The sequence below is a fragment of the Erwinia sp. JUb26 genome, from assembly GCF_003751505.1.
Classification (GTDB): Bacteria; Pseudomonadota; Gammaproteobacteria; order Enterobacterales; family Enterobacteriaceae; genus Erwinia.
Genome location: NZ_RJVB01000011.1, coordinates 61,544 through 84,633, shown reverse-complemented (window position 1 = coordinate 84,633; position 23,090 = coordinate 61,544). Strand labels below are relative to the sequence as shown.

Sequence of the window (23,090 nt, the reverse complement as noted above, 5' to 3'; positions counted from 1 at the left end):
CTGCCCTTCGGGGCAGGGATAATTAGCCAAACGCCTCCACCAGCGCCTTCAGCCTGGCCGCACTCGCGGCAAACCCGCCATCCGGTAAATTAGTCACCCCCAGCACCAGCCCACAGCTCGCCGTTTTATCCTGATACCACACCGACAGCGGTGACGGAGCCATGCCGTGCGCCAGCGCTGCCTGTGCAATCTGCACATCGCGGGTGCCCTGCGGCAGGCGAATAACTACCGCCAGTGCCGCTCGCGAAAGCGATGAAAAATGCGGCTCAAGCGCCTGCAGCAGCTCGGTGAGGCGGGCCGCATACAGCCGCTTCATCCGCCGCAGATGACGCATGTAGTGCCCATCGTGCAAAAATTCCGCCACCGCATTATGCAGAACGGATGACGAAGCCGGAGCCAGTAGCGCCACCGTTTCCGCAAAATGCGCCGCCAGCGCGTCCGGCACCACCAGATAGCCCATACGCAGCGCCGGGCTGAGCGTTTTACTGAACGTGCCGATATGCAGCACGCGCTCTGCATCCAGCGCCGCCAGTGCCGGAGCCGCCCGCCCCTGCAGCTGCAGTTCGCCGAGATAATCATCTTCGATAATCCAGCTATCCTGCTGGCGCGCCCAGGCCAGCAGCTCACCGCGGCGAGCAAGCGATAGAGTCACGCCAAGCGGCGACTGCTGCCCCGGTGTGACCAGCGCCACGCGGGCGTCTGCGGCCAGCCGCAAACCGTCCGCAACGGACATACCCTGTTCATCCACCGGCACCGGCACCGCCTCGATTCCGGCCAGGCCCAGTGCGCGCCGAGCCAGCAGATAGCCCGGATCTTCGCTCCAGGCACGTGCACCGCGCAGGCCGAGCGCCAGGAAAATGATACCCAGCGCGCCGGTATAGCCGTTGGTGATAATCACCTGCGAGGCCTGACAGCGGATCCCGCGCGCCAGCGACAGATAGCTCACCAGCTCCTGACGCAACATCAGGCTGCCGCGCGGATCGGCATACCCCGTTGTCCCTCCTGCAATCTCCCGAACGTGGCGGGCCAGAATCCGCGACCAGACTTTGGCCGGAAAGGCATCGCTGGCGGGCGTACCCATTTGAAAGGTTAGCGGCGCGACGTCAAAGGCATGGACCACATCCGCCAGTGGGGCCAGCACCGGCGCTTTTGGCGGTATCACACGGGAAGCGGGCAGGACGGCACTGACCCAGGTTCCCGCTGCGCCACGGGCCACCAGCAGCTGGCTGTCTACCAACATGTCATAGGCGTTACGCACCGTACCGCGCGCAACGCCCAGCGCAGCGGCCAGATCGCGGCAGGAGGGCACGCGCGATCCCGCCGGGACGCGGCCTTCCGCGATCGCCTGCGCCATCCCGGCTCGAATCTGCTCCGTCAGCGAACGATCGGCGTAGCGCTGCAGGCCAATCTGCTCCGCCGTCTGCACGGCGGATGGACCACTGTTTTTGTCAATTCCTGGCACTTTTATTGCCCCATCAAACCGATGAAAATAACCGTCAACAGCAAATGCTGTCGATCATTCACGCCAATCCCCTGACTCTGGAGACACACCTATGAGCGAACGTATTGATTTTAACGCCACTTCCCCTGCCGGAATGAAGGCACTGGGCGGCGTCTATGGTTATGTCGCGCAGTGCGGACTGCCGATGAGCATTATCGAGCTGGTTTTCCTGCGCGTCTCACAAATTAACGGCTGCGCATACTGCATCGACATGCACACTAAAGCGTTACACAAAGAGGGAATGCCGTGGGACAAAATTGTGCTCACCCAGGTCTGGCGCGAAGCCGGCAACTGGTTCTCCGCTAACGAGCAGGCCGCGCTGGCCTGGGCAGAATCCCTGACGTTAATCGCCCAAACTAACGCACCGGACGAGGTTTTCGCCCAGGTGCAAAAAGAATTCAGCGAACAAGCGATAACTGATATGACAATTGCTATCGGATTGATGAATGCTTATAACCGTCTGGCAATCAGCCTTCGAAAACTCCCGGACAGCGCCCCTCGTAATTAATCCATCCCGTTCAGCCATTTACCCTTCAAACCCTGCCGTTATTACGGGTCGCTCAACGGCCCGTATAAATGTTACTAATTTCCGCTCATGAATCATTCTCATTTTTAATCTTTAAACACTTTTTTAATTAGCCCGTAACAATGGTATATTTCTGATACTTCCTAAAAGTGATTAAACTTGCAGCAAAAAATGCAGGTGGAATCCTTTAGCATTCCTGAATTAGCGCAATAACTTCACTGGTTCAGAGATATACCGGGTCTGTTTTACCTGCTTAACATGTTGAATTAATTCAGCATACGGAGATGTATCCTCATGCGTAAAATGGCAGTACTTGTGGCGGGTTTGGGTTTAACCAGTAAAGCCGCAGTAGAAGACGAAAAGCACGTTGATGTCCTACTGATCGGGGGTGGAGTGATGAGCGCCACGCTTGGTACCTACCTACAGGAGCTGGAGCCGAACTGGCGCATCAGCATGGTAGAACGTCTCGATGCAGTCGCCGAAGAGAGTTCCAACGGCTGGAATAATGCCGGTACGGGACACTCAGCGCTGATGGAACTGAATTACACTCCGGAAAATGCCGATGGATCGATCGACATTAAGAAAGCGGTAGAAATTAACGAAGCGTTCCAGATTTCCCGCCGTTTCTGGGCACATCAGGTTGAACGTGGCGTATTACGCGATCCGCGCAGCTTTATTACCAGCGTGCCGCATATCAGCTTCGTCTGGGGCGACGATAACGTCAGCTTCCTGAAACGTCGCTACGCGGCGTTGCAAAACTGCAGCCTGTTCCGTGGAATGGAATATTCGGAAGATGCGGAACAGATCAAACAGTGGGTGCCGCTGGTGATGGAAGGCCGTGAAAACGGCCAGAAAGTTGCCGCGACCCGCATTCCGATCGGAACCGACGTCAACTTCGGCGAAGTCACCCGCCAGCTGGTCACCTCGCTGAAGAAGAACCCGAACTTCAGCCTGAAAAACCGCCATGAAGTGCGCAAAGTTCATCGAAACGGCGACGGCAGCTGGAACGTGACCGTGGCCGATCTGAACAACGACGGTAAGCAGGACACGATTCGCGCCAAATATGTCTTTATCGGTGCCGGTGGCGCAGCGCTGACGCTGTTACAGGAATCCGCAATTCCTGAAATGAAAAACTACGCGGGCTTCCCGGTGGGCGGCGAGTTCCTGGTCAGCGAAAATCCGGAAGTGGTGAAGCGCCATCTGGCGAAGGTCTACGGCAAAGCGTCCGTCGGCGCACCGCCGATGTCCGTTCCACACCTGGATGCCCGTACGCTGGACGGCAAGCCGGTCCTGCTGTTCGGTCCGTTTGCCACCTTCTCCACCAAGTTCCTCAAGCAGGGTTCGCTGTGGGATATGTTTGGCTCCATCACGCCATCGAATCTGATGCCGATGATGCGCGTGGGGATGGATAACTTCGATCTGGTGAAATATCTGGTCGGCCAGGTGCTGCTCAGCGCTGACGATCGCCACAAGGCGCTGTGCGAATACTTCCCGGACGCCCGCAAAGAAGACTGGCGACTGGTGAAAGCCGGTCAGCGCGTGCAGATCATTGAGAAAGATGCCAAAAAAGGCGGCGTACTGAAGCTGGGTACCGAAGTGGTCACGTCGCAGGACGGCACCATTTCCGCGCTGCTGGGCGCATCGCCGGGTGCCTCAACGGCTGCGCCGATCATGCTGGATCTGATGAGCAAAGTGTTCAAAGAGCAGATGGCATCGTCAGACTGGCAGAGCAAACTGAAGGCGATTATTCCTTTCTATGGCCAGAAGTTGAACGGCAATGTGGCCGCGACGGAGAAAGAGCTGGCGGACACCAGCCGCATCCTGCAGCTGGACTATGCGCCAATGACCTCTGCCAACGACGAAAACAGCGAGCGGTCAGCGGCCGTCGTCGGTAAGTAACGCCGGGACAGGGACACCCTCTCCTCGACGAACAGTCTGATACAGGCAAAAAAAGGCGGATATCCGCCTTTTTTCTTGCGCTAGATTTAATGGTTCAGGCCAGCTGGATAGCCTCCACCAGCATCCACAGCGTTGTTGCCAGCAGTGACAGCGCCATTACCGTGTTAAACAGCTGAAGCTTCCACTGCACCTGCAGATGCTTGCCAAGACGATCGCCCATCATCGCCCAGACCAGGATACAGGGCAGGTTCAGCACCATAAACCCAACCATGACCGCCAGAATACTGCTGTTGACGGTGTACATCAGCGCCACGTTGGTTGCCATCAGCCAGGCTTTTGGATTCACCGCCTGAAACAGCGCGCCGCCAATCATGGTCATCGGACGCGCTTTACCACGCAGTTCCGGCGCGCCGGAACGGAAAATCTTCCACGACAGCCACAGCAGATAACCGCAGCCCAGCAGCGTCAGCGGCAGCCTTATCGCCCCCATCCACGTCAGCAGGACTTCCAGCAGCGCCCCGGCCAGCGCGGTCTGTATTCCACAGCCCAGCATAATCCCGGTAACCATCGGCAGAGTACGGCGCATACCAAAATTGACCCCGGAGGTCGCCAGCATCAGGTTGTTAGGGCCTGGGGTAATCGACATAACGGTGACATAGCTGACAAAAGAGAGATCGAGCATAAGAGAGTTCCTACATTCCGGGTGAATGCAGCCAGTGTATTCACTCTGCCGTAATGGTAACAGATGCAGAAAAACAGTATTGTTATGGGTACAAAGTGATTTTAGTTATCACTGTACCCATTAGTTGAGGAGCGATCTGTGTCCATTACCGAACCGCAGGCAACGCTGTACCACAATCTGGCCGAAACGCTGGCTGCCGCTATCCAGCAGGGTACGTTTATGCCCGGCAGCCGACTGCCCGCCATTCGGCGCTGTGCGGCCAGCCACCAGGTCAGCGTCAACACCGTACTGACCGCCTACGGTATTCTGGAAGATCGCGGCCTGATTGAGGCGCGGCCGCAGTCCGGTTACTACGTACGCGATGCGCTCCCCTCGCTGACCTACCAGTCCCCGCCGCGCAGCAGCGTTCGCTCACCGGGCAGTAAAAAACTCGACCTGATCGATGCGGTTTTTGCCGCCCAGAACCATGCCGACTACACCAATATCTCGCTGGCCTGCCCGCAGAACAGCGACTTTTTTCCCACGGCAAAAATCAGCCGTATCATGGCTTCCCTGCTGCGCCGCGAACCCGACCTGATTGGCCGCTATGCCCTGCCGCCGGGCAGCCTGCGCCTGCGTCGGGAAATCGCCCGCCGCTCAATGGATTTGGGTATTCGCATCAGTACGGACGACGTGACGCTCACCCACGGCTGTATGGAAGCGCTCCAGCTGGCGCTGCGCGCGGTCACCCGGCCCGGCGACTGCATTGGTCTGGAAACGCCGACCTATTTTTACCTCTTCCCACTGATCGCCAGCCTGGGGCTAAATGTGCTGGAGATCCCCACCGATCCCCAGCTCGGGCTGTCGCTGGATGCACTGGAGCTGATGCTGCAGGAGCGGCGCATTCAGGCGGTTATCGCCATGCCGAACGCGCAGAATCCATTGGGCAGCAGCATGACGCTGGAGGGGAAAAAGCGGCTGGCGCGGCTGGTGAATCAGTACGAGGTGCCGCTGCTGGAAGATGGTCTGTATGCGGAGCTGCAGTTCTGCTGGCCGCTGACGCCTGCGGTAAAAGCCTTTGATGAAAACGGCTGGGTGCTGTACTGCAGCAGCTTTACCAAAACGGTGGCACCCGACTTCCATCTCGGCTGGATTGCCGCCGGCCGTTTCAGCCAGGAGCTGGCCCGGCTGAAATCCGTTTCCTCGCTGGCCGAGTCTCGCCTGCTGTCGGAAACGCTGGGGATTTTTCTGGAGTCCGGCGGCTACGATCACCATCTGCGCTCGCTGCGCCGCCGCTATGCCGCCCAGCTGGAGGAAGCACGCGGTATTATTGCCCGCCATTTCCCGCACGGAACCCGTGCCACCCGTCCCAGCGGAGGCTTTGTTTTTTGGGTTGAACTGCCCGGCAATATCGACAGCGTTGAGCTGTTCCATCGATTGCTGCAGGAGAAAATCTGCCTGACCCCCGGTGCGCTTTACACGCTGAGCGAGCGCTGTAATAACGCCCTGCGCCTCTCCTGCTGCTACCCGTTTAATGAGCGCTACATCTGGGCGCTACAGCGCACGGGGGCTGTCGCCTGCGAAATGAGCGGTATTGCTGCTGGCGTGACGTAACAACTATGGCGTACCGTTTCGTCCCCAGGCGGCGTAGCCCGGACGCGAGGTTAGACGCTCATAATAGGCGCGCACGGCAGGAAACTCGGCATGTTCCAGCGGGGTTTCATACCAGCGGTTCACCGACAGGCCCACCGGAATATCCGCCAGCGTGAAGTTGTCCCCGGATACGTAAGCGCCGGTTTTCTCCAGCTGCTGGTTGAGGATCCCCATGGTGTATTCCCAGCCCTTGCAGGCCGCCGCCAGCAAAGTGGGCTCCTGATGCGCCGGGGAATGGCGAACCAGCGACATAAAGGCATAGCGCCACGAGGTGTTCAGCTCGGTGGCCTGCCAGTCGATCCACTGATCGACACGTGCACGCGAACGCGGATCCTGCGGATAAAGCCATTCGCCACCGTACGCGTTCGCCAGATAGCGAATAATGGTGTTGGATTCCCACAGGATGAAATCATCATCCTGAATCACAGGAATGAGCGCGTTTGGGTTCAGCGTTTTAAAGGCGCTTTCTTTCGGCGACTGAAACCCTTCGCCCCACTCTTCTCGCTCAAAGGGGATGCCTAACTCATCGCACAGCCACAGCACTTTTCTGACATTGATTGAAGACGCTCTTCCCAGTATTTTCAGCATAATATGGTCACTTTTTTATCTGATATTCTCTAGTAATAGCCATAATCAACGAAGCTGACAACCCCCGCGACGAATCATCGCACTGGGTGGTCAGTACCCATAGGAATCTTACGGTTACAGGAATTGTTATGACGCAGCTACGCCCTTTTAAACAGGTTGATGTTTTTACTTCCATGCCGTTTAACGGTAATCCGCTGGCGGTGATTATGGATGCCGACGGCCTGAGCGATGAGCAGATGCAGACCATCGCGCGCTGGACCAATCTTTCCGAAACCACCTTTGTTTTACCGGCAACCGAACCGGCGGCGGATTATCGCGTGCGTATTTTCACGCCGGACATGGAGCTGCCGTTTGCCGGTCACCCCACGCTGGGTACGGCGCACGCTCTGCTTGAGTCCGGTATCTCGCTGAATCAGCCGCAGCAGATCGTGCAGCAGTGCGGCGTCGGGCTGGTGAAAATCCGCATCGGTGATGACGGCGCGCTGGCTTTCGCCTCGCCGGAGGCGATCCTGACGCCGTTTAGCGATGCCCCCATTTCCAGTGCGCTGAACAGCGATGAACTGGAAGATCAGCTGCCGATGATGGTGGCCGATATGGGAATTCGCTGGCTGCTGGTGCCGATGAAGTCAGCCGAAGCGGTGCTGGCGATCAAACCGGACGCCGTGGAATTTGCCCGGCTGATTAAGAAATCCAACGTTAATGGCGTGATGCCGTTTGGACCGCTTAAGGGCGTGGCCGACGGCTACGAGGTGCGCGGACTGCTGATTGAGCAAGGCTCACTGACGGAAGATCCGGTAACCGGCAGTGCGAACGCCTGTCTGGCGCGCTATTTCCAGGCGCGGGGCGTGGAACTGGACTACGTGGTTCATCAGGGAACCGCCATCCAGCGGGCCGGAAGAGTCTCGGTCACCTACGCCAGCGACGGCGTGTGGATCGGTGGCCAGACGGTCACGGTGCTGGATGGCGCTATCCGGCTGTAGGACACACGCCGAATTACAGGAACATCCCGCCTGACGCTTCAATGCGCTGGCCGTTAACCCAGCGGCACTCTTCGCTCAGCAGGGCGGCGACGGCATTGCCGATATCATCCGGCAGGCCAACGCGGCCCAGCGCGGTCTGAGCGGCAATCGCCGCATTCATTGCCGCATCATCCCGAACCCGTCCCCCGCCGAAATCCGTCTCAATCGCGCCGGGAGCGAGGATATTAACCGCAATCCCGCGCGCGCCCAGCTCTTTCGCCTGATAACGCGTCAACACTTCCATCGCTCCTTTGACGGCCGCATAAGCGCCGGAACCCGGCAGCGTAAAACGCGCCAGTCCGCTGGACACGTTCAGAATGCGCCCACCGTCGGTAATCAGCGGCAGTAGCTTCTGGGTGAGGAAGAACGGCCCTTTGAAATGGACATTCACCAGCTGGTCAAACTGCGCTTCGGTGGTATCGACAAACGGCGTATAGAGGCCGGTTCCCGCATTGTTGAATAAGTAATCAAAGCTGTCACGCTGCCACTCTTTTTGCAGCGTTTCCCGCACGCGTTCGGCAAAGGCATCGAAGCGGCTGCTGTCACCCACATCCAGCTGTAGCGCCACTGCGCGCGCACCCAGCGCCTGAATTTTTGCAACTACCGCCTGGGCTTCCTGCTCTTTACTGTGCCAGGTCAAAATGATATCAACCCCTTTTTCTGCCAGTTTCAACGCTGCATTTTGGCCTAAACCGCGGCTTCCGCCGGTGATCAGTGCAATTTTCTCGCTCATTTGTTTCTCCAGGGAGTGGGCTGTGGACAAAAAACAGGATATTACTGCTCGGATGAACTATAAATAGCGTTAACTACGCTTCACTGTTCCATTACTAACAACAATAAGAGAAATAATGGATAAAATACACACAATGAAAGTGTTTGTACGCGTGGCGGAAATGCAGAGTTTTACCCGTGCCGCCGACAGCCTCGGGCTACCAAAAGGCAGCCTGTCACGCCAGATCCAGGCGCTGGAAAATAGCCTTGGCTCGCGCCTTTTGCACCGAACGACACGGCGGGTACAGCTGACCCAGGACGGTCAGATTTACTTCGAACGCTGCCGTGATGTGCTGGCCACGCTGGAAGAGATGGATTCGATGTTCCAGCACGATCCCGCCACGCTCAGCGGACGGCTGCGGGTGGACATGCCAGTCAGCCTTGCCAGTGGCTATCTGATCCCGCTGCTCCCCGAGTTCCTGCAGCACTATCCGGGCATTGAACTGGAGCTGAGCAGCAGCGATCGTCGGGTGGATGTGGTGCGTGAGGGCTTCGACTGCGTGGTTCGCGTGGGCGTTTTAGAGGACTCCGGGCTGGTCGCACGACCGCTGGGCCACCTTCCTCTGATTAACTGCGCCAGCCCTGACTACCTTGCACGCTTCGGTACGCCGGAATCGCTTAAGGATTTGTCCCAGCATGCGATGGTGCATTACAGCCAGCAGCTCGGCGTTCAGTCGGGCGGCTTTGAATATTTTGATGGTAAAACCACCACGCTGATTAAAACCGGCGGTGCAGTCACCGTTAACAGCACGGAAACCTACCGCTCGGCCTGCCTGGCTGGTCTGGGCATTATTCAGGTACCGCGGGTGGGCGTGCAAAACGCGCTGAAAGAAAAAAAACTGATTGAGATTTTGCCGCATTTCACGGCATGCCCGATGCAGCTGTCGCTGCTCTGGCCGCATCGCCGTAACCAGGCGCGACGGGTTCAGGTGTTCATTGAATGGCTGAGCCAGGCGCTGAAACGCTACGTTGCCTGATCGGCAGGCTATAATTTGCAATTAAACGTTAATCTAAAGGACAGAGAAAGATTCATGGCGGATACTCAACGGCGCGATCCCCAGGCAACAACCACGGCGGAAAAACCGCTAATCAACATCAAAACCGGGAATCATACGGTCGATAAATCCATCACCCGGGTTTCCCGGTTGGTCAGCTGGTTCCGCGCGATCCCGGCGGTGGCGCATTTTATTCGTGCGGGTGAGCGATTTAACGATCGGCTGGGCAGCCAGTTTGGCGCAGCGATTACCTATTTCTCCTTTCTTTCGCTAATCCCCATCCTGATGGTGTCCTTTGCCGCCGTCGGTTTTTTGCTGGCCTCAAATCAGGATCTGCTGACCGAGCTGATCGATAAGATCGTCAGCAGCATCAGCGATCCCGCCCTGGCGTCCACGTTAAAGAATACGGTGAATACGGCAATTCAGCAGCGTACGACGGTCGGGTTAACCGGTCTGCTGGTGGCGCTGTATTCAGGTATCAGCTGGATGGGTAATCTGCGTGAAGCGATACGCGCCCAGTCGCGTGACGTCTGGGAGCGGACACCGCAGGATCAGGAAAAAGTCTGGTTCAAATATTCTCGCGATTTTATCTCGCTGACCGGGCTGGTGCTGGCGCTGATAATCACGCTGTCGCTGACCTCGATTGCCGGTGCGGCACAGGCGACGATCGTGCGGGCGCTGGGGCTGGAAGGTATAGAATGGCTGAGGCCAGCGATGACGACGATCGCCCTGTCGATCTCGATATTTGCCAACTATCTGCTGTTCCTGTGGATTTTCTGGATCCTGCCGCGCCACAAGCCGCGTAAAAAAGCGCTGCTGCGCGGTACGCTACTGGCGGCAATTGGCTTTGAGGTGATTAAATTTATTATGACCCTGACGCTGCCGAAGCTGGCTTCTTCGCCGTCCGGAGCCGCTTTCGGTTCCGTGCTGGGACTGATGGCGTTCTTCTATTTCTTTGCCCGTCTGACGCTGTTCTGCGCGGCGTGGATTGCCACCGCACAGTATAAAGACGACCCGAAACTGGCGGAAAAATAGCGTGAACAGGCCGGAGAAATCCGGCCTGACTATTTCAGCAGCGCGCAGCTGTGATCCTGCAGCTCTTCCGCAGAACCCCGGTTCAAAAGCAGCCAGTTGCGCTCCACCACCATCAGCGCCCGCCGTCCGTCTTTCAGCGCGGCAATCGCGATGCCGTAACGACCCATGTGTTCGTGCGCGCCGGGCAGTTCGTTGGCAATACGGATAAACGGGCTGGTACGCTTAAACTCATCGCGGGTCATCGCCCGCATAACGTAGTTGTTTTTACCCAGTTTATGCGTCTGCCACTGCGCATTCAGCGTGTTATCGAGTTCATCCAGCTGCTGGCGAATATCGGCCCGCAGGCAGGAGATATGCACATGCAGCTGATTCTGCGTGCGTCCCCACTGTGCATTCACCGCCAGCGAATAGACCCGGTCGTTAATTGCCGCTCCCCGGCGTTCTTCCATAAAATGCCGGGCGCGCCAGGCCTCGGATAAAAAGTTCGGCGTGGCCGGGCTGAGTAATTTGTCGCTCTCAACGCCGGTTATTTTTGCGATCGGCAACAGCAGAAACTGCAGCGCGCCGTTGCGGTCTTTCAGCACCACATAGCCGTCGGCTTCACTGACCAGGCTGCACGGGGCCGGATCGTTTTTCTGCTGCTCGCCCGCCACGCACTGCTGGCTGACAATCTTCCAAAGCGCATCGGCATTGTGATTAAAATACAGGGCCATAGCGCCAGCCGATGCCGCTATCACCACCACCAGCAAAACCGCTAAACGCTTTCTTCCATGCATCAATTTTTACCTCAGCCATCGATCGTTCACAATGTAATCGAAGCGGGCCGTTTGGTCATGTGAAATCATCGGAGGAAGCGCTTTCGCGGCGAGAAGATTCACGTAGAAACCGGATCTGTTCATCAGTGTAAAAACGAAAAAGGCCGACAGTGTCGGCCCTTATTGTGGTGCTTGCGATCGGCGTTTAGCGCTTCATCACCTGATCGTAGGTTCCACCTTCTGCAAAGTGGGTTTTCTGCGCCGTTGTCCAGCCACCGAACTTACCGTCGATAGTGAACAGCTTCACCGGCTGGAAGGTGCTGGCAAATTTCTTGGCAACCGCCTCATCACGCGGACGGTAGAAGTTCTGGGCCGCGATAGTCTGGCCTTCCGTCGAGTAGAGATACTTCAGATACTCGTCGGCAACTTTACGGGTATCGCGCTCGTCGACCACTTTATCCACCACGGAAACGGTCGGCTCGGCCAGGATTGACTCGCTTGGGGTGATAATTTCAAACTGATCTTTACCCAGTTTGTTCACCGCCAGATACGCTTCGTTTTCCCAGGCAATCAGCACGTCACCGATACCGCGCTCAACGAAGGTGTTGGTCGCACCACGTGCGCCAGAATCCTGAACTTCAACGTTCTTAAACAGCGATTTGACGTATTCCTGTGCTTTCGCCTGATCGCCGTTGTTCTGATCCAGTGCCCATCCCCAGGCCGCCAGATAGTTCCAGCGTGCGCCGCCGGAGGTTTTCGGGTTCGGGGTAATCACAGAGACGCCTGGCTTAATGAGATCCGGCCAGTCGTGAATTTGTTTAGGGTTGCCTTTACGTACCAGGAAGACAATCGTCGAGGTGTACGGCGCGGAGTTATCCGGCAGACGTTTGATCCAGTTTTTATCGATGCGGCCGCGTTCTGCAATGGCGTCAACGTCCGAGGCCAGCGCCAAAGTAACGACATCCGCTTTAATTCCGTTAATCACCGACGTTGCCTGTTTGCCAGAGCCGCCGTGCGACTGGCGAATCACCACGTTGTCACCGGTTTCCTGCTTATAGTGAGCGCTGAACGCTTTGTTGTATTGCTCATACAGCTCACGTGTTGGATCGTAAGAGACATTCAGCAGCTGAATATCCTTCGCCAGCACGCTGGTTGAGGCCAGTAACAGGGTAATTCCCACACTCCACTTCTTCATTGCACGCACTCCCAAAGGTTTAATCTGAGAAGGAGCGTGACATAAAGCAGACTGTGAATTAAAGAATTAAAAAGAAGCTGTAATAACTTTATGGAATAACACTTTGCATAAAAAAGGCGCTGGAGCGCAGCGCCTTGTTTTTTATCAGTAAAGCTTTTTGGCGGTTTCCAGCCAGTCGCCCTTAAACGGACGCTTCATGTTTTCAATCGCATCAACGATGTCGTGGTGAACCATTTTCTCGTTCTGAATACCAACGCAGCGGCCGCCGTAGCCCTGCAGCAGCAGTTCGATGGAATAGGCCCCCATACGCGAAGCCAGAATACGATCGTAGGCTACCGGTGCGCCGCCGCGCTGGATATGGCCCAGCACCGTTGCACGGGTTTCACGCTTGGTTTCAACTTCGATATATTTCGCCAGCTCATCTACATCGCAGATGTGCTCGGTGATCGCCACAATCGCGTGCTTTTTACCCTTAGCGATACCGGCTTTAATCTCCGCCAGCAGCTCTTCACGGGTGTATGGCGTTTCCGGCAGCACGATGAACTCACAGCCACCGGCAATCGCCGCGGCCAGGGTCAGATCGCCACAGTAGCGGCCCATCACTTCAACGATAGAAATACGCTGATGCGAAGAGGAGGTATCGCGCAGGCGGTCAATCGCTTCCACTACCGTTTCCAGCGCGGTGAAATAACCGATGGTGTAGTCCGTACCGGCAACGTCGTTATCGATCGTACCCGGTAGGCCGATGCACGGGAAGCCCATTTCGGTCAGGCGCTTGGCACCCATGTAGGAACCGTCACCGCCGATCACCACCAGCGCATCAATGCCGCGCTTTCTCATGTTTTCAATGGCAACCGCGCGCACTTCGTCTTTACGGAAGTCAGGGAAACGTGCAGAACCCAGGAACGTGCCGCCGCGGTTAATCATGTCGGATACGCTGTAGCGATCCAGATTAACCATGCGATCTTCATACAGGCCCAGATAGCCGTCATAAATACCAAAAACTTCCAGTCCTTCACTCAGCGCCGCGCGCACGACGCCGCGGATTGCAGCGTTCATACCTGGGGCGTCGCCGCCGCTTGTCAGTACACCGATTTTCTTGATCATGACAACCTCTGAACTTGTTGATGCAAATGTTGAATTCTGAACGCCGGGGGCGGCAGGACGCGCGCACAAGAGATAACCGACTAAGTTAAGCTGATAGTATATCAAAACTTGTTAGCTGAATTGATTCAGGTCAGGCTAGATTTGCCTATTTTTTTTGCGGTAACTCACGTTTTATGTGATGCAAAGCTAACTGATTCATTTCATGACGCTTTACTACTAAAAATTATTCTTTGGCTCCACTGGCACCACGGAGCACGGATCCTGATGAATAATCACATCAGAACCTGGAAAACGCGTCAGCAGCGCCTGCTCCAGTTCATCCGCTATCTTATGCGCCTTAACCAGAGGTAAATCATCATCCATTTCCAGATGGAGCTGAATAAAGCGGGTCGGCCCGGACTGGCGGGTGCGAATATCATGCGCCCCCTGAATGCCGGACTTCGCGGCAATAATTTCTTCGATGGCCTGCCGTTCTTCATCGGGCAGCGCGCGATCCAGCAACGCCTGTACGGCTTCATAGCCCATCCGTAGCGCACTGTAGAGGATCCATACGCCGATGCCCAGAGCAAACAGCGCATCCGCGCGATGAAAACCGTACCAGCTCAGGCCAAGCGCCAGCAGTATCGCCCCGTTCATAATCACGTCAGACTGATAGTGCAACATGTCCGCTCTAATTGCCTGGCTGTGGGTATGCCGTACCACCCAGCGCTGGAAAGTCACCAGGACAAGCGTAGAAAACAGCGCAATAACGGTGACGATCATCCCCACCAGCGGCGCATGCATCGGCGCGGGCGTCGCCAGGTGCTGAAGACCGGTAAGAAACAGAAACAGGGCCGAGCCTGAAATAAACATGCTTTGCGCCAGGGCGGCGAGCGATTCGGCTTTGCCGTGGCCAAAGGTATGCTCTGCGTCGGCAGGCTGCAACGAGTAGCGGACCACCAGCAGATTGGTCAGGGAAGCGGCAATATCCACCAGCGAGTCGACCAGCGCAGCTAAAACGCTGACCGATCCGGTGTGCCACCAGGCGAAAATTTTGATGATCAACAGCAGCGAAGCAAGAACCGTCGCGGCCAGTGCTGCCGAGTTGACCAGCCGAGCATAGCGTTGATTCATGACGCACTCCGGCAGGATAAGTACCGTCAGTATACTGGATTTAAGCGCAAAAAAGTCCCGGTTATTGCGGACCGGTACCTGCAGCGAGTCGTGAGGATCTGATGGGCAAAAAAAACCCCCTCATCATGAGGGGGAAGACAGGGATGGTGTCTATGGCAAGGAAAAACAGGGATACTATTTACTGGTACTTTACGGGTTACTGCTGGTGTTACGTACTGCCTGCAGAGGCGAAGCCTGCTGCGAGTTCGTTAGCTTGCGCAATTCATCGATGCGCTGCTGATGTTTCTGTTCTAAAACAGCCTGCTGCTGCGGTGTTAACAGGTGATACATCTGGTTGCGTACCCGGGCCATCTCGACCTGACGTCCAACCTCTGCCTGCGCTATTTTTTCCACCTGAGCCTCATAGGCTGCCTGATCGAATTTATCTGCAATAATCAGTTCGTGCAGTTGCTCTAAATCGTTAATACTTATAGGAGAACGATCGTGCCGGGCCTGCTGCATCAGATCGCGTAGTTGCTGACGCTGCTGCTCCGTTAAATTGATGCCATCAAACATGTGATTTTGCGGAACCAGCCTGAGTGTGCTGCCTGCTCCATCATTGTGATGCATCTCGTCATTCGTCGTAGCGTCAGCAGCCCATGCGGTGGAGAGGCTAAGCACCAGCGCCGGAACCGCAACGACGGCGGTAACTCTGCGCATCGTTTACTCCCAAGTTTGTTTCCGTATTTCGATTCAACGAGATTCAGTCTACGGGGCCTGCTGCAAACAAGCGTCAGGGGGTGTAAAACTACGTAAAGTCATAGATTGAGCGCGTTCGTTCACGGTATTTTGCCTGCGGAGGGCAATAAAAGATGAATAAAATCCTGTTGGTTGACGATGACCGCGAATTGACTTCGCTGCTGAAAGAATTGCTGGAAATGGAAGGCTTCAATGTGCTGGTTGCCGGTGACGGTGAACAGGCGCTGGCGCTGCTGGATAGCAGTGTGGACCTGCTATTGCTGGATGTGATGATGCCAAAGAAAAACGGCATTGATACCCTGAAAGAACTGCGTCAACAACATCAGACGCCGGTGATTATGCTAACCGCTCGCGGCAGCGAACTGGACCGCGTACTCGGTCTGGAGCTGGGTGCGGATGATTACCTGCCAAAACCGTTCAACGACCGCGAACTGGTCGCGCGCATTCGTGCCATTCTGCGCCGCTCCAACTGGAGTGAGCAGCAGCAACAGCACGACAACAGTTCGCCAACGCTAGAGGTGGATTTACTGCGTCTGAACCCTGGACGTCAGGAAGCCAGCTTCGACGGCGTGACGCTGGATCTGACCGGAACAGAATTCACACTGCTTTACCTGCTGGCGCAGCACTTAGGCCAGGTGGTTTCACGTGAACATCTGAGTCAGGAAGTGCTTGGCAAGCGCCTGACCCCGTTCGACCGCGCCATCGATATGCATATCTCAAATCTGCGGCGCAAACTGCCGGAGCGCAAAGATGAGCATCCATGGTTCAAAACGCTGCGCGGACGTGGCTATCTGATGGTATCCGCAACATGATATCCAGCCTGACCACCCGTATCTTTGCCATATTCTGGCTGACGCTGGCACTGGTGCTGATGTTGGTGTTAATGCTGCCAAAACTCGACTCCCGCCAGATGACGCCGCTGCTGGACAGCGAGGAGCGGCAGGGAGTAATGATTGAGCAGCACGTTGAGGCGGAACTGTCACAGGATCCGCCCAACGACTTGATGTGGTGGCGCAGGCTGTTTCGCGCAATTGACAAGTGGGCTCCCCCCGGCCAGCGTCTGTTGCTGGTCACCAGTGAAGGCCGGGTGATTGGCGCGCAGCACAATGAAATGCAGGTGATCCGTAATTTTATCGGCCAGTCCGATAACGCCGATCAGCCGCAGAAGAAAAAATATGGCCGCCTGGAAATGGCGGGCCCGTTCTCCGTGCGCGATGGGGAAGACAGCTATCAGCTTTACCTGATCCGTCCTGCCAGTAATTCTCAGCTCGACTTTATCAACCTGCTGTTTGACCGGCCGCTGCTGCTGCTGATCGTCACCATGCTGATCAGTTCGCCCCTGCTACTCTGGCTGGCATGGAGTCTGGCAAAACCCGCGCGCAAGCTGAAACACGCCGCGGATGATGTTGCCGCCGGAAACTTACGCCAGCGCCCGGAACTGGAAGCCGGGCCGCAGGAATTCCTTGCCGCGGGGGCCAGCTTCAATCAGATGGTCAGCGCGCTGGAACGGATGATGACCTCACAGCAGCGGCTGTTATCCGACATTTCGCATGAGCTGCGTACCCCGCTAACGCGCCTGCAGCTTGCCACCGCACTGATGCGGCGGCGCCACGGCGAAGCCAAAGAACTGGAGCGTATTGAGATGGAGGCCCAGCGCCTGGACGGCATGATCAACGATCTGCTCGTGCTCTCGCGAACTCAGCACAAAAATGCGCTGGTCAGCGAGGCGATAAAAGCCAATCACCTGTGGTCGGATGTACTGGAAGACGCGAAGTTCGAAGCGGAACAGATGGGCAAGTCGCTGGAGGTGCCTTATCCACCGGGTCCGTGGCCGCTATACGGTAACCCCAGCACGCTCGACAGCGCGCTGGAAAACATCGTACGTAACGCCCTGCGCTACTCGCACAGCAAAATTTCGGTCAGCTTCTCGGTCGATAAAAAAGGCGTCACCGTTCATGTGGATGATGATGGTCCGGGCGTCAGTCCGGAGGATCGGGAACAGATTTTCCGGCCGTTCTACCGTACCGACGAGGCCCGTGACCGCGAATCGGGCGGGACCGGACTGGGGCTGGCAATTGTGGAAAATGCCATTCAGCAGCACCACGGCTGGGTCAAGGCCGATGACAGCCCGCTCGGCGGGCTGCGGCTGACCATCTGGCTACCGCTGTATACCACTCAGCACGAATAATTTGCTATCCTGCGGCCCTCGTATCAGAGGGCCGTTCCATGCTACATATCGTTTTATTCGAACCTGAAATCCCGCCGAATACCGGCAATATCATCCGCCTGTGCGCCAATACCGGCTTTCAGCTGCATCTTATCGAACCACTGGGTTTTGCCTGGGATGATAAACGACTGCGCCGCGCCGGGCTGGACTACCACGAATTCACCGCCATTAAGCATCACGCCAACTATGGGGCGTTTGTCGCCGCAGAAGCGCCTGAGCGCCTGTTTGCACTGACCACCAAGGGAACCCCTGCGCACAGCGCGGTAAGCTATCAGGATGGCGATTATCTGCTGTTTGGCCCGGAAACGCGCGGCCTGCCGGCCAGCATTCTGGATGCCCTGCCCGCACAGCAAAAAATTCGTATTCCGATGATGGCCGACAGCCGCAGCATGAACCTGTCAAATGCGGTGTCGGTGGTGGTGTATGAAGCGTGGCGGCAGCTGGGCTATGCAGGTGCGTTGCTGAGAAGCTGAGATCTGAGCCTGGCTCAGATCCCGTCGCCGAACTCAAAGCCCGGCACCATGCCGTTAAAGTGCTGGTCCATATCCATTGACGGCATGTCGCTGTTTGGCTTGCCGACAATGCGTGCCGGAACCCCAGCCGCAGTCGTGTGTGGCGGCACCGGCTGCAATACGACGGAACCCGCGCCGATCTTCGCACCCTGACCCACTTCGATATTGCCGAGGATCTTCGCGCCCGCGCCAATCATCACCCCCTGACGTATCTTCGGGTGGCGATCGCCGCTGGTTTTACCGGTACCGCCGAGGGTAACGGACTGCAGGATAGAAACATCGTCTTCAATCACCGCCGTTTCACCCACGACGATCCCCGTGGCATGGTCGAGCATGATGCCTCGCCCGATTTTCGCCGCCGGGTGAATGTCCACGGCAAACGACACGGACACTTCGTTTTGCAGGTACACCGCCAGCGCACGGCGTCCCTGATGCCACAGCCAGTGGCCAATGCGATGCGCCTGCAGCGCGTGGAAACCTTTCAGATAGAGTAACGGCGTCGAGTATTTATCGACCGCCGGGTCACGCTGGCGCACCGCCTGAATGTCGCAGGCGGCGGAGACGATCATCGAGGGGTCCTGCGAATAGGCATCCTGAATCACTTCGCGGATGGCAATCGCCGGCATGATCGGATTTGCCAGCTTGTTGGCCAGCATATAGCTCAGCGCGCTGCCGAGATCGTCATGCTTGAGCAGGGTTGCGTGGTAAAAACTGGCCAGCATAGGTTCACAATCGGCCAGCGCTCGCGCTTCCGTTTTGATGTTATCCCAGATCAGTTCAGGCTCTACACACGACATGACTCACTCCCCATTAAAAATGGCGCCCGGTCAGGGCGCCAGCAGACGACGGCACGATGAACGTGAATTCAGCTACCGCTGTTCTCATCTTTTCTGGTACGCCCAAGCAGGCTTAACGCCGCCTCACGCGCATTTTTACCACAGTAAAGGACCTGATAAATCTGCTCGGTGATCGGCATTTCAACACCGAAACGCGCCGCCAGGGCTTTCACTTCTTTGGTATTGCGGAAGCCTTCCACCACCTGGCCGATGGTGTGCTGAGCACCCTCAACATCCGCACCCTGTCCCAGCATCATGCCGAAACGACGATTGCGCGACTGATTGTCGGTACAGGTCAGCACCAGGTCGCCCAGACCCGCCATGCCCATAAACGTGGTGGGATCGGCTCCCAGCGCGGCTCCCAGGCGGCTCATTTCAGCCAGACCTCGGGTAATCAGCGCCGTACGGGCATTGGCACCAAAGCCTATACCATCCGACATTCCCGCTCCGATAGCGATGACGTTCTTCACCGCACCACCGAGCTGGACGCCGATAAAATCAGGGTTGTTATAGACCCGGAAGCTTTTACCACAGTGCAGCAGCTGCTGTATCTCATCCGCGAACGTGCTGTCGGTTGCCGCCAGGGCAATCGCCGTTGGCAGCCCCGCAGCCAGCTCTTTGGCAAAGGTCGGGCCGGAAATCACCGCCAGCGGGATCGCATCACCGAGGATCTCGCGCGCCACATCCTGCAGCAGACGGCCGGTCTCTTTCTCCAGGCCTTTTGTCGCCCATACCAGGCGGGAATCCGCACGCAGATGCGGTTTGATCTGCTGCAAAACGTCACCGAATACGTGGCTGGGCACGACCACCAGCAAATCCCGGCTGGCAGCAATCGCGTTCGCCAGGTCGGTTTCTATCTGAAGGGTATCGGGGAAAGGCACATCGGGAAGAAAAGCGGTATTGCAGCGATCGGCCTGTAGCTGTGCCTGATGCTGCGGGTTATGCCCCCACAGCACCACCTCGTGGCCGTTTCGGGCCAGCGTAATCGCCAGGGCGGTGCCGTACGAGCCGGCACCGATGACGCTCATGGAAGCATGAGAGCTACGCATTAAGCATCCTGCTGCGGCGCTGCACCTTCTGACTGCTGCAGATAATTCATAAACAGCGCGTCGAAGTTAACCGGTGCCAGGTTTAGCTGCGGGAAGGTTCCGCGAGAAACCAGGCTGGTAATGCATTCACGAGCATACGGGAACAGGATATTCGGGCAGTATGCACCCAGGCAGTGGGCCATCTGCGTGCCTTCGATACCGCTGACGGAGAAGATACCCGCCTGCTGAACTTCACACAGGAACGCAGCTTCGTCGTTTACCGTAGCGGTAACGGTCACACGCAGTACCACTTCATAGACGTCATCAGCCAGCTGAGTCGACGCGGTGTCAAGATCCAGTTTAACTTCAGGTTCCCACTCTTTCTGGAAGACTTGTGGAGCGTTTGGCGCTTCAAAAGAAATATCCTTGGTGTAGATACGCTGGATCTGGAAAGCCATCTCGGTGTTGTTTTGTTCTGACATGATACGTAATCCTATGGGTTAATAATCCGTTATTGTGCCGCAGTGTTCGTCGTCCTGTGAGCGCTCAGTGCGTACTCAGCTCGTAACTATTTTAACAGCGGGTCTAAGCCGCCGCGGCCGTCGAGCGCAAAGAGATCGTCACAGCCGCCGATGTGCTGTGCATCAATAAAAATTTGAGGAACGGTAGTCCGGCCGCTGCGTTTAATCATCACTTCACGCGTATCGGCATCCCCATCAATCGGGATCTCCTGGTAGCTCGCTCCTTTCTGATCCAACAGCGCTTTGGCGCGATGGCAGAAAGGACAGGTTGCTTTGGTATAGATCTCAATGTTAGCCATGCCGACACTCCTGAAATTTATTTACCGCGAACCAGCGGCAGATTCTCGCCGCTCCAGCCGGAAATACCGTCTTTCAGCACGTACACCTGCGCAAATCCGGCAGCGTTCAGCTGCGACGCGGATTCGTTTGCCGACGTGCCGGTGGCACACACGACAATCAGCGGCTGCGCTTTGTGTTTTTCCAGTTCGCTGAAGCTGCCTTTTTTGATATCTGCAGCCAGTACGTTAACGGCATTCGAAATATGGCCTTTACGGAAGTCATCGCGCCCACGCACATCTACAACCACAGCATCTTCTTTGTTGATTAAACGGGTCGCTTCACCGCGGCTAATCGTTTTCACTTTTGAGAACAGACCCTTAACCGTGGTCACGATCACCAAAACCAGCAAAACAACCCACGCCAGACTTAAAATTGTGTGATTGCCTGCAAACTGCATAATATCTTGCATGAGGGGTAACAACTCCCGGAAGGGTTAATAAGCTAAAAATAAGGCTTCTGAGTATACCTGCCAGGACTGCCATGTACAGTCGATAAGCTCCTCAGAGTTATGTTTTCTGCGGCAGATTACAAAAAAAAGTTGCCTTAAGTGAAAAATACTATCCTGAGATAACGGCGTATCGTTCTTGAGCGGTTATTTGTTGTGCAAGCCGCCATTACGGCTGTCGCCAAGCACGCTTCTGAGAGGCGCGCCGACCGCATAAAAATCCCGTGTTGGGTCGCGATGGCTGTTACTGTCAGTAACTGAAAACCCGGTAGAGATGGCTGGTAAGCTGCTGTTCATCGTGGAATAATCCGAAGCTATGAGGGAAAAAGCAACAGTGATACATTCATGGACCCCACGTAACAAGCAGGCACCCGCGCCGTCATTACGTGCAAGCTTGTCCATCCTGACCGTCAGTGTTCTTTGCACCGGCGCGTTGTTATGGTCTTTTTCTGCTTCCGCCGCCGAAGACAACAAGTCGCAGCTGCAAAGTATCCAGCAGGATATCGCCGAAAAAGAGAAAAGCGTCCAGCTGCAAAAGCAGCAGCGCAGCAAGCTTCTCGATCAGCTTCAGGCCCAGGAAAAAGTGATTGCCCAGGCCAGCCGCCAGCTGCGGGAAACGCAGTCGGGTTTGGGTTCGCTGAGTAAAGATATCAGTTCCCTCACCGCCTCCATCAATAAGCTTCAGAAGCAGCAACAGCAGCAGGAATCGATGCTGGCGCAGCAGCTTGATGCCGCTTTCCGCCAGGGCCAGCACAGTGGTCTACAGCTGATCCTCAGCGGCGAAGAGAGCCAGCGCAGCGAGCGCATGCTGGCCTATTTCGGCTATCTGAATGATGCCCGGCAGAAATCCATCGATGAGCTGAAGCAAACCCGTAGCGATCTCTCGGCGCAAAAAGCCAGCCTGGTCGACAAGCAGGCGCAGCAGAAATCCCTGCTAGACCAGCAGCAATCGCAGCAGCAAAAGCTGGAGGGTGCGCGCCAGGCGCGTAAGCAAACCCTGACCACGCTCGAATCGTCGCTGGAGAAAGATCAGGCGCAGCTGGTGGAACTGCGGCAGAACGAAAGCCGCCTGCGCGACAAAATTGCCAAAGCCGAACGGGAAGCTAAAGCGCGTGCCGAACGTGAAGCCCGCGAGGCGCAGAAGGTCCGCGAGCGTGAAGCGCAGGCGAAGCGTAAGGGCACCACCTATAAACCCACGGAGAGCGAGCGGGCACTGGTTTCCCGTACCGGCGGCCTTGGCCGGGCGGCAGGACAGGCGCTGTGGCCGGTACGCGGCAGCATTGAGCACCGTTTTGGTGAACAGCTGCAGGGCGAGCTGCGCTGGAAAGGCCTGGTGATCGCCGCACCGGAAGGGACCGAAGTGAAAGCGATCGCTGATGGCCGGGTGCTGATGGCCGACTGGCTGCAGGGCTACGGACTGGTGGTGGTCGTGGAGCACGGGAAAGGCGATATGAGCCTCTATGGCTATAATCAGAGTGCGCTGGTGAGCGTGGGAACTCAGGTCAGGGCAGGACAGCCCATCGCGCTGGTCGGCAACAGCGGTGGCCGCGGCACGCCTTCACTCTATTTCGAAATCCGCCGCCAGGGACAGGCCGTCAATCCACTGCCGTGGTTAGGAAGATAAGT

General features: G+C 56.6%; 24 protein-coding genes. 10 read left to right on the top strand and 14 right to left on the bottom strand.

Annotation, left to right across the window (positions count from 1 at the left end):
- Nucleotides 1–22: 22 nt before the first annotated feature.
- Nucleotides 23–1,462 (bottom strand): PLP-dependent aminotransferase family protein, encoded by a 1,440-nt coding sequence (locus tag EC836_RS22975; RefSeq protein WP_123337532.1) that lies wholly within the window; start codon nt 1,460–1,462, stop codon nt 23–25.
- A 91-nt stretch (nt 1,463–1,553) separates the two neighbouring features.
- Between EC836_RS22975 and EC836_RS22970 the strand changes: the two genes are divergently transcribed.
- Both EC836_RS22970 and mqo read left to right on the top strand, forming a co-directional pair.
- Nucleotides 1,554–2,009, top strand: coding sequence for a carboxymuconolactone decarboxylase family protein (locus EC836_RS22970; protein ID WP_123337530.1), 456 nt, complete (start codon nt 1,554–1,556; stop codon nt 2,007–2,009).
- Between the two features lie 312 nt (nt 2,010–2,321).
- Complete coding sequence (gene mqo, locus EC836_RS22965; RefSeq protein ID WP_123337528.1) at nt 2,322–3,926, top strand: malate dehydrogenase (quinone); 1,605 nt, start codon at nt 2,322–2,324, stop codon at nt 3,924–3,926.
- A gap of 94 nt (nt 3,927–4,020) precedes the next feature.
- Here the strand turns inward: mqo and EC836_RS22960 are convergent, their stop codons facing one another.
- Nucleotides 4,021–4,608 (bottom strand): LysE family translocator, encoded by a 588-nt coding sequence (locus tag EC836_RS22960; protein ID WP_123337526.1) that lies wholly within the window; start codon nt 4,606–4,608, stop codon nt 4,021–4,023.
- Between the two features lie 138 nt (nt 4,609–4,746).
- Between EC836_RS22960 and EC836_RS22955 the strand changes: the two genes are divergently transcribed.
- A complete protein-coding gene (locus EC836_RS22955; protein ID WP_123337524.1) occupies nt 4,747–6,201 on the top strand; it encodes a PLP-dependent aminotransferase family protein in 1,455 nt (484 codons plus the stop codon).
- Nucleotides 6,202–6,204: 3 nt separating this feature from the next.
- Here the strand turns inward: EC836_RS22955 and EC836_RS22950 are convergent, their stop codons facing one another.
- Nucleotides 6,205–6,828, bottom strand: coding sequence for a glutathione S-transferase family protein (locus tag EC836_RS22950; protein ID WP_123337522.1), 624 nt, complete (start codon nt 6,826–6,828; stop codon nt 6,205–6,207).
- A 128-nt stretch (nt 6,829–6,956) separates the two neighbouring features.
- On the opposite strand from EC836_RS22950, the gene EC836_RS22945 reads away from it, so the two are divergent.
- Nucleotides 6,957–7,808 carry a PhzF family phenazine biosynthesis protein gene (locus EC836_RS22945; protein WP_123337520.1) on the top strand — a complete coding sequence of 284 codons (852 nt, stop codon included), beginning with the start codon at nt 6,957–6,959 and terminating at the stop codon, nt 7,806–7,808.
- A gap of 13 nt (nt 7,809–7,821) precedes the next feature.
- Here EC836_RS22945 and EC836_RS22940 read toward each other — a convergent pair whose 3' ends face one another.
- The gene (locus EC836_RS22940; RefSeq protein WP_123337518.1) at nt 7,822–8,580 is read right to left on the bottom strand and encodes an SDR family NAD(P)-dependent oxidoreductase; all 759 of its coding nucleotides are present in this window, start codon (nt 8,578–8,580) and stop codon (nt 7,822–7,824) included.
- 115 nt (nt 8,581–8,695) lie between these two features.
- On the opposite strand from EC836_RS22940, the gene EC836_RS22935 reads away from it, so the two are divergent.
- Both EC836_RS22935 and yhjD read left to right on the top strand, forming a co-directional pair.
- A complete protein-coding gene (locus EC836_RS22935) occupies nt 8,696–9,595 on the top strand; it encodes a LysR family transcriptional regulator (RefSeq protein ID WP_123337516.1) in 900 nt (299 codons plus the stop codon).
- A 54-nt stretch (nt 9,596–9,649) separates the two neighbouring features.
- Complete coding sequence (gene yhjD / locus EC836_RS22930; protein WP_123337513.1) at nt 9,650–10,648, top strand: inner membrane protein YhjD; 999 nt, start codon at nt 9,650–9,652, stop codon at nt 10,646–10,648.
- A gap of 29 nt (nt 10,649–10,677) precedes the next feature.
- On the opposite strand, the gene EC836_RS22925 is transcribed toward yhjD, so the two are convergent.
- The 5 genes from EC836_RS22925 to cpxP all read right to left on the bottom strand — a co-directional run bounded on the left by EC836_RS22925 (nt 10,678) and on the right by cpxP (nt 15,517).
- Nucleotides 10,678–11,424 (bottom strand): CDP-diacylglycerol diphosphatase, encoded by a 747-nt coding sequence (locus EC836_RS22925; RefSeq protein ID WP_123337508.1) that lies wholly within the window; start codon nt 11,422–11,424, stop codon nt 10,678–10,680.
- 184 nt (nt 11,425–11,608) lie between these two features.
- A complete protein-coding gene (locus tag EC836_RS22920) occupies nt 11,609–12,598 on the bottom strand; it encodes a sulfate ABC transporter substrate-binding protein (RefSeq protein ID WP_123337504.1) in 990 nt (329 codons plus the stop codon).
- Between the two features lie 144 nt (nt 12,599–12,742).
- On the bottom strand, nt 12,743–13,705 hold the full coding sequence (pfkA, locus tag EC836_RS22915; protein ID WP_123337500.1) for a 6-phosphofructokinase: 963 nt from the start codon (nt 13,703–13,705) through the stop codon (nt 12,743–12,745).
- A 216-nt stretch (nt 13,706–13,921) separates the two neighbouring features.
- On the bottom strand, nt 13,922–14,818 hold the full coding sequence (gene fieF, locus EC836_RS22910) for a CDF family cation-efflux transporter FieF (protein ID WP_123337498.1): 897 nt from the start codon (nt 14,816–14,818) through the stop codon (nt 13,922–13,924).
- A gap of 189 nt (nt 14,819–15,007) precedes the next feature.
- Nucleotides 15,008–15,517 carry a cell-envelope stress modulator CpxP gene (gene cpxP, locus EC836_RS22905; protein ID WP_123337496.1) on the bottom strand — a complete coding sequence of 170 codons (510 nt, stop codon included), beginning with the start codon at nt 15,515–15,517 and terminating at the stop codon, nt 15,008–15,010.
- A gap of 152 nt (nt 15,518–15,669) precedes the next feature.
- Here cpxP and cpxR point away from each other — a divergent pair, with 152 nt between their 5' ends.
- The 3 genes from cpxR to trmL are packed head-to-tail and all read left to right on the top strand — an operon-like array spanning nt 15,670 to nt 18,256.
- A complete protein-coding gene (gene cpxR, locus EC836_RS22900) occupies nt 15,670–16,368 on the top strand; it encodes an envelope stress response regulator transcription factor CpxR (protein ID WP_105594464.1) in 699 nt (232 codons plus the stop codon).
- On the top strand, nt 16,365–17,744 hold the full coding sequence (cpxA, locus tag EC836_RS22895; protein ID WP_123337495.1) for an envelope stress sensor histidine kinase CpxA: 1,380 nt from the start codon (nt 16,365–16,367) through the stop codon (nt 17,742–17,744). Before cpxR ends, cpxA begins: the two co-directional genes overlap by 4 nt.
- Before the next feature lie 38 nt (nt 17,745–17,782).
- Entirely contained in the window at nt 17,783–18,256 is a 474-nt protein-coding gene (trmL, locus tag EC836_RS22890) for a tRNA (uridine(34)/cytosine(34)/5-carboxymethylaminomethyluridine(34)-2'-O)-methyltransferase TrmL (RefSeq protein WP_123337493.1), read from the top strand.
- A gap of 14 nt (nt 18,257–18,270) precedes the next feature.
- Here the strand turns inward: trmL and cysE are convergent, their stop codons facing one another.
- The 5 genes from cysE to EC836_RS22865 form a co-directional block, all read right to left on the bottom strand.
- A complete protein-coding gene (gene cysE / locus EC836_RS22885; protein WP_123337464.1) occupies nt 18,271–19,092 on the bottom strand; it encodes a serine O-acetyltransferase in 822 nt (273 codons plus the stop codon).
- A 68-nt stretch (nt 19,093–19,160) separates the two neighbouring features.
- Nucleotides 19,161–20,180, bottom strand: coding sequence for an NAD(P)H-dependent glycerol-3-phosphate dehydrogenase (gpsA, locus tag EC836_RS22880; protein WP_123337462.1), 1,020 nt, complete (start codon nt 20,178–20,180; stop codon nt 19,161–19,163).
- Nucleotides 20,180–20,641: a protein-export chaperone SecB gene (secB, locus tag EC836_RS22875; RefSeq protein WP_123337460.1), complete on the bottom strand. Its 462-nt coding sequence runs from the start codon at nt 20,639–20,641 to the stop codon at nt 20,180–20,182. The genes gpsA and secB overlap by 1 nt, the downstream gene beginning before the upstream one ends.
- An 86-nt stretch (nt 20,642–20,727) precedes the next feature.
- Entirely contained in the window at nt 20,728–20,979 is a 252-nt protein-coding gene (gene grxC, locus EC836_RS22870) for a glutaredoxin 3 (protein WP_123337458.1), read from the bottom strand.
- Between the two features lie 17 nt (nt 20,980–20,996).
- Nucleotides 20,997–21,428, bottom strand: a complete 432-nt coding sequence (locus EC836_RS22865; RefSeq protein WP_123337456.1) for a rhodanese-like domain-containing protein — start codon at nt 21,426–21,428, stop codon at nt 20,997–20,999.
- Between the two features lie 352 nt (nt 21,429–21,780).
- On the opposite strand from EC836_RS22865, the gene envC reads away from it, so the two are divergent.
- On the top strand, nt 21,781–23,088 hold the full coding sequence (envC, locus tag EC836_RS22860; protein WP_123337454.1) for a murein hydrolase activator EnvC: 1,308 nt from the start codon (nt 21,781–21,783) through the stop codon (nt 23,086–23,088).
- Nucleotides 23,089–23,090: the final 2 nt, after the last annotated feature.

Bases quoted from the DNA above. Each gene is read 5' to 3' on its own strand.
- EC836_RS22970 (WP_123337530.1), top strand. From the start codon at position 1,554: ATGAGCGAACGTATTGATTTTAACGCCACTTCCCCTGCCGGAATGAAG.
- EC836_RS22920 (WP_123337504.1), bottom strand. From the start codon at position 12,598: ATGAAGAAGTGGAGTGTGGGAATTACCCTGTTACTGGCCTCAACCAGC.
- trmL (WP_123337493.1), top strand. From the start codon at position 17,783: ATGCTACATATCGTTTTATTCGAACCTGAAATCCCGCCGAATACCGGC.
- yhjD (WP_123337513.1), top strand. From the start codon at position 9,650: ATGGCGGATACTCAACGGCGCGATCCCCAGGCAACAACCACGGCGGAA.
- gpsA (WP_123337462.1), bottom strand. From the start codon at position 20,180: ATGCGTAGCTCTCATGCTTCCATGAGCGTCATCGGTGCCGGCTCGTAC.
- EC836_RS22865 (WP_123337456.1), bottom strand. From the start codon at position 21,428: ATGCAAGATATTATGCAGTTTGCAGGCAATCACACAATTTTAAGTCTG.
- EC836_RS22945 (WP_123337520.1), top strand. From the start codon at position 6,957: ATGACGCAGCTACGCCCTTTTAAACAGGTTGATGTTTTTACTTCCATG.
- pfkA (WP_123337500.1), bottom strand. From the start codon at position 13,705: ATGATCAAGAAAATCGGTGTACTGACAAGCGGCGGCGACGCCCCAGGT.
- mqo (WP_123337528.1), top strand. From the start codon at position 2,322: ATGCGTAAAATGGCAGTACTTGTGGCGGGTTTGGGTTTAACCAGTAAA.
- grxC (WP_123337458.1), bottom strand. From the start codon at position 20,979: ATGGCTAACATTGAGATCTATACCAAAGCAACCTGTCCTTTCTGCCAT.
- EC836_RS22935 (WP_123337516.1), top strand. From the start codon at position 8,696: ATGGATAAAATACACACAATGAAAGTGTTTGTACGCGTGGCGGAAATG.
- cysE (WP_123337464.1), bottom strand. From the start codon at position 19,092: ATGTCGTGTGTAGAGCCTGAACTGATCTGGGATAACATCAAAACGGAA.
- EC836_RS22925 (WP_123337508.1), bottom strand. From the start codon at position 11,424: ATGCATGGAAGAAAGCGTTTAGCGGTTTTGCTGGTGGTGGTGATAGCG.
- secB (WP_123337460.1), bottom strand. From the start codon at position 20,641: ATGTCAGAACAAAACAACACCGAGATGGCTTTCCAGATCCAGCGTATC.
- cpxR (WP_105594464.1), top strand. From the start codon at position 15,670: ATGAATAAAATCCTGTTGGTTGACGATGACCGCGAATTGACTTCGCTG.
- cpxA (WP_123337495.1), top strand. From the start codon at position 16,365: ATGATATCCAGCCTGACCACCCGTATCTTTGCCATATTCTGGCTGACG.
- cpxP (WP_123337496.1), bottom strand. From the start codon at position 15,517: ATGCGCAGAGTTACCGCCGTCGTTGCGGTTCCGGCGCTGGTGCTTAGC.
- envC (WP_123337454.1), top strand. From the start codon at position 21,781: ATGAGGGAAAAAGCAACAGTGATACATTCATGGACCCCACGTAACAAG.
- fieF (WP_123337498.1), bottom strand. From the start codon at position 14,818: ATGAATCAACGCTATGCTCGGCTGGTCAACTCGGCAGCACTGGCCGCG.
- EC836_RS22940 (WP_123337518.1), bottom strand. From the start codon at position 8,580: ATGAGCGAGAAAATTGCACTGATCACCGGCGGAAGCCGCGGTTTAGGC.
- EC836_RS22960 (WP_123337526.1), bottom strand. From the start codon at position 4,608: ATGCTCGATCTCTCTTTTGTCAGCTATGTCACCGTTATGTCGATTACC.
- EC836_RS22950 (WP_123337522.1), bottom strand. From the start codon at position 6,828: ATGCTGAAAATACTGGGAAGAGCGTCTTCAATCAATGTCAGAAAAGTG.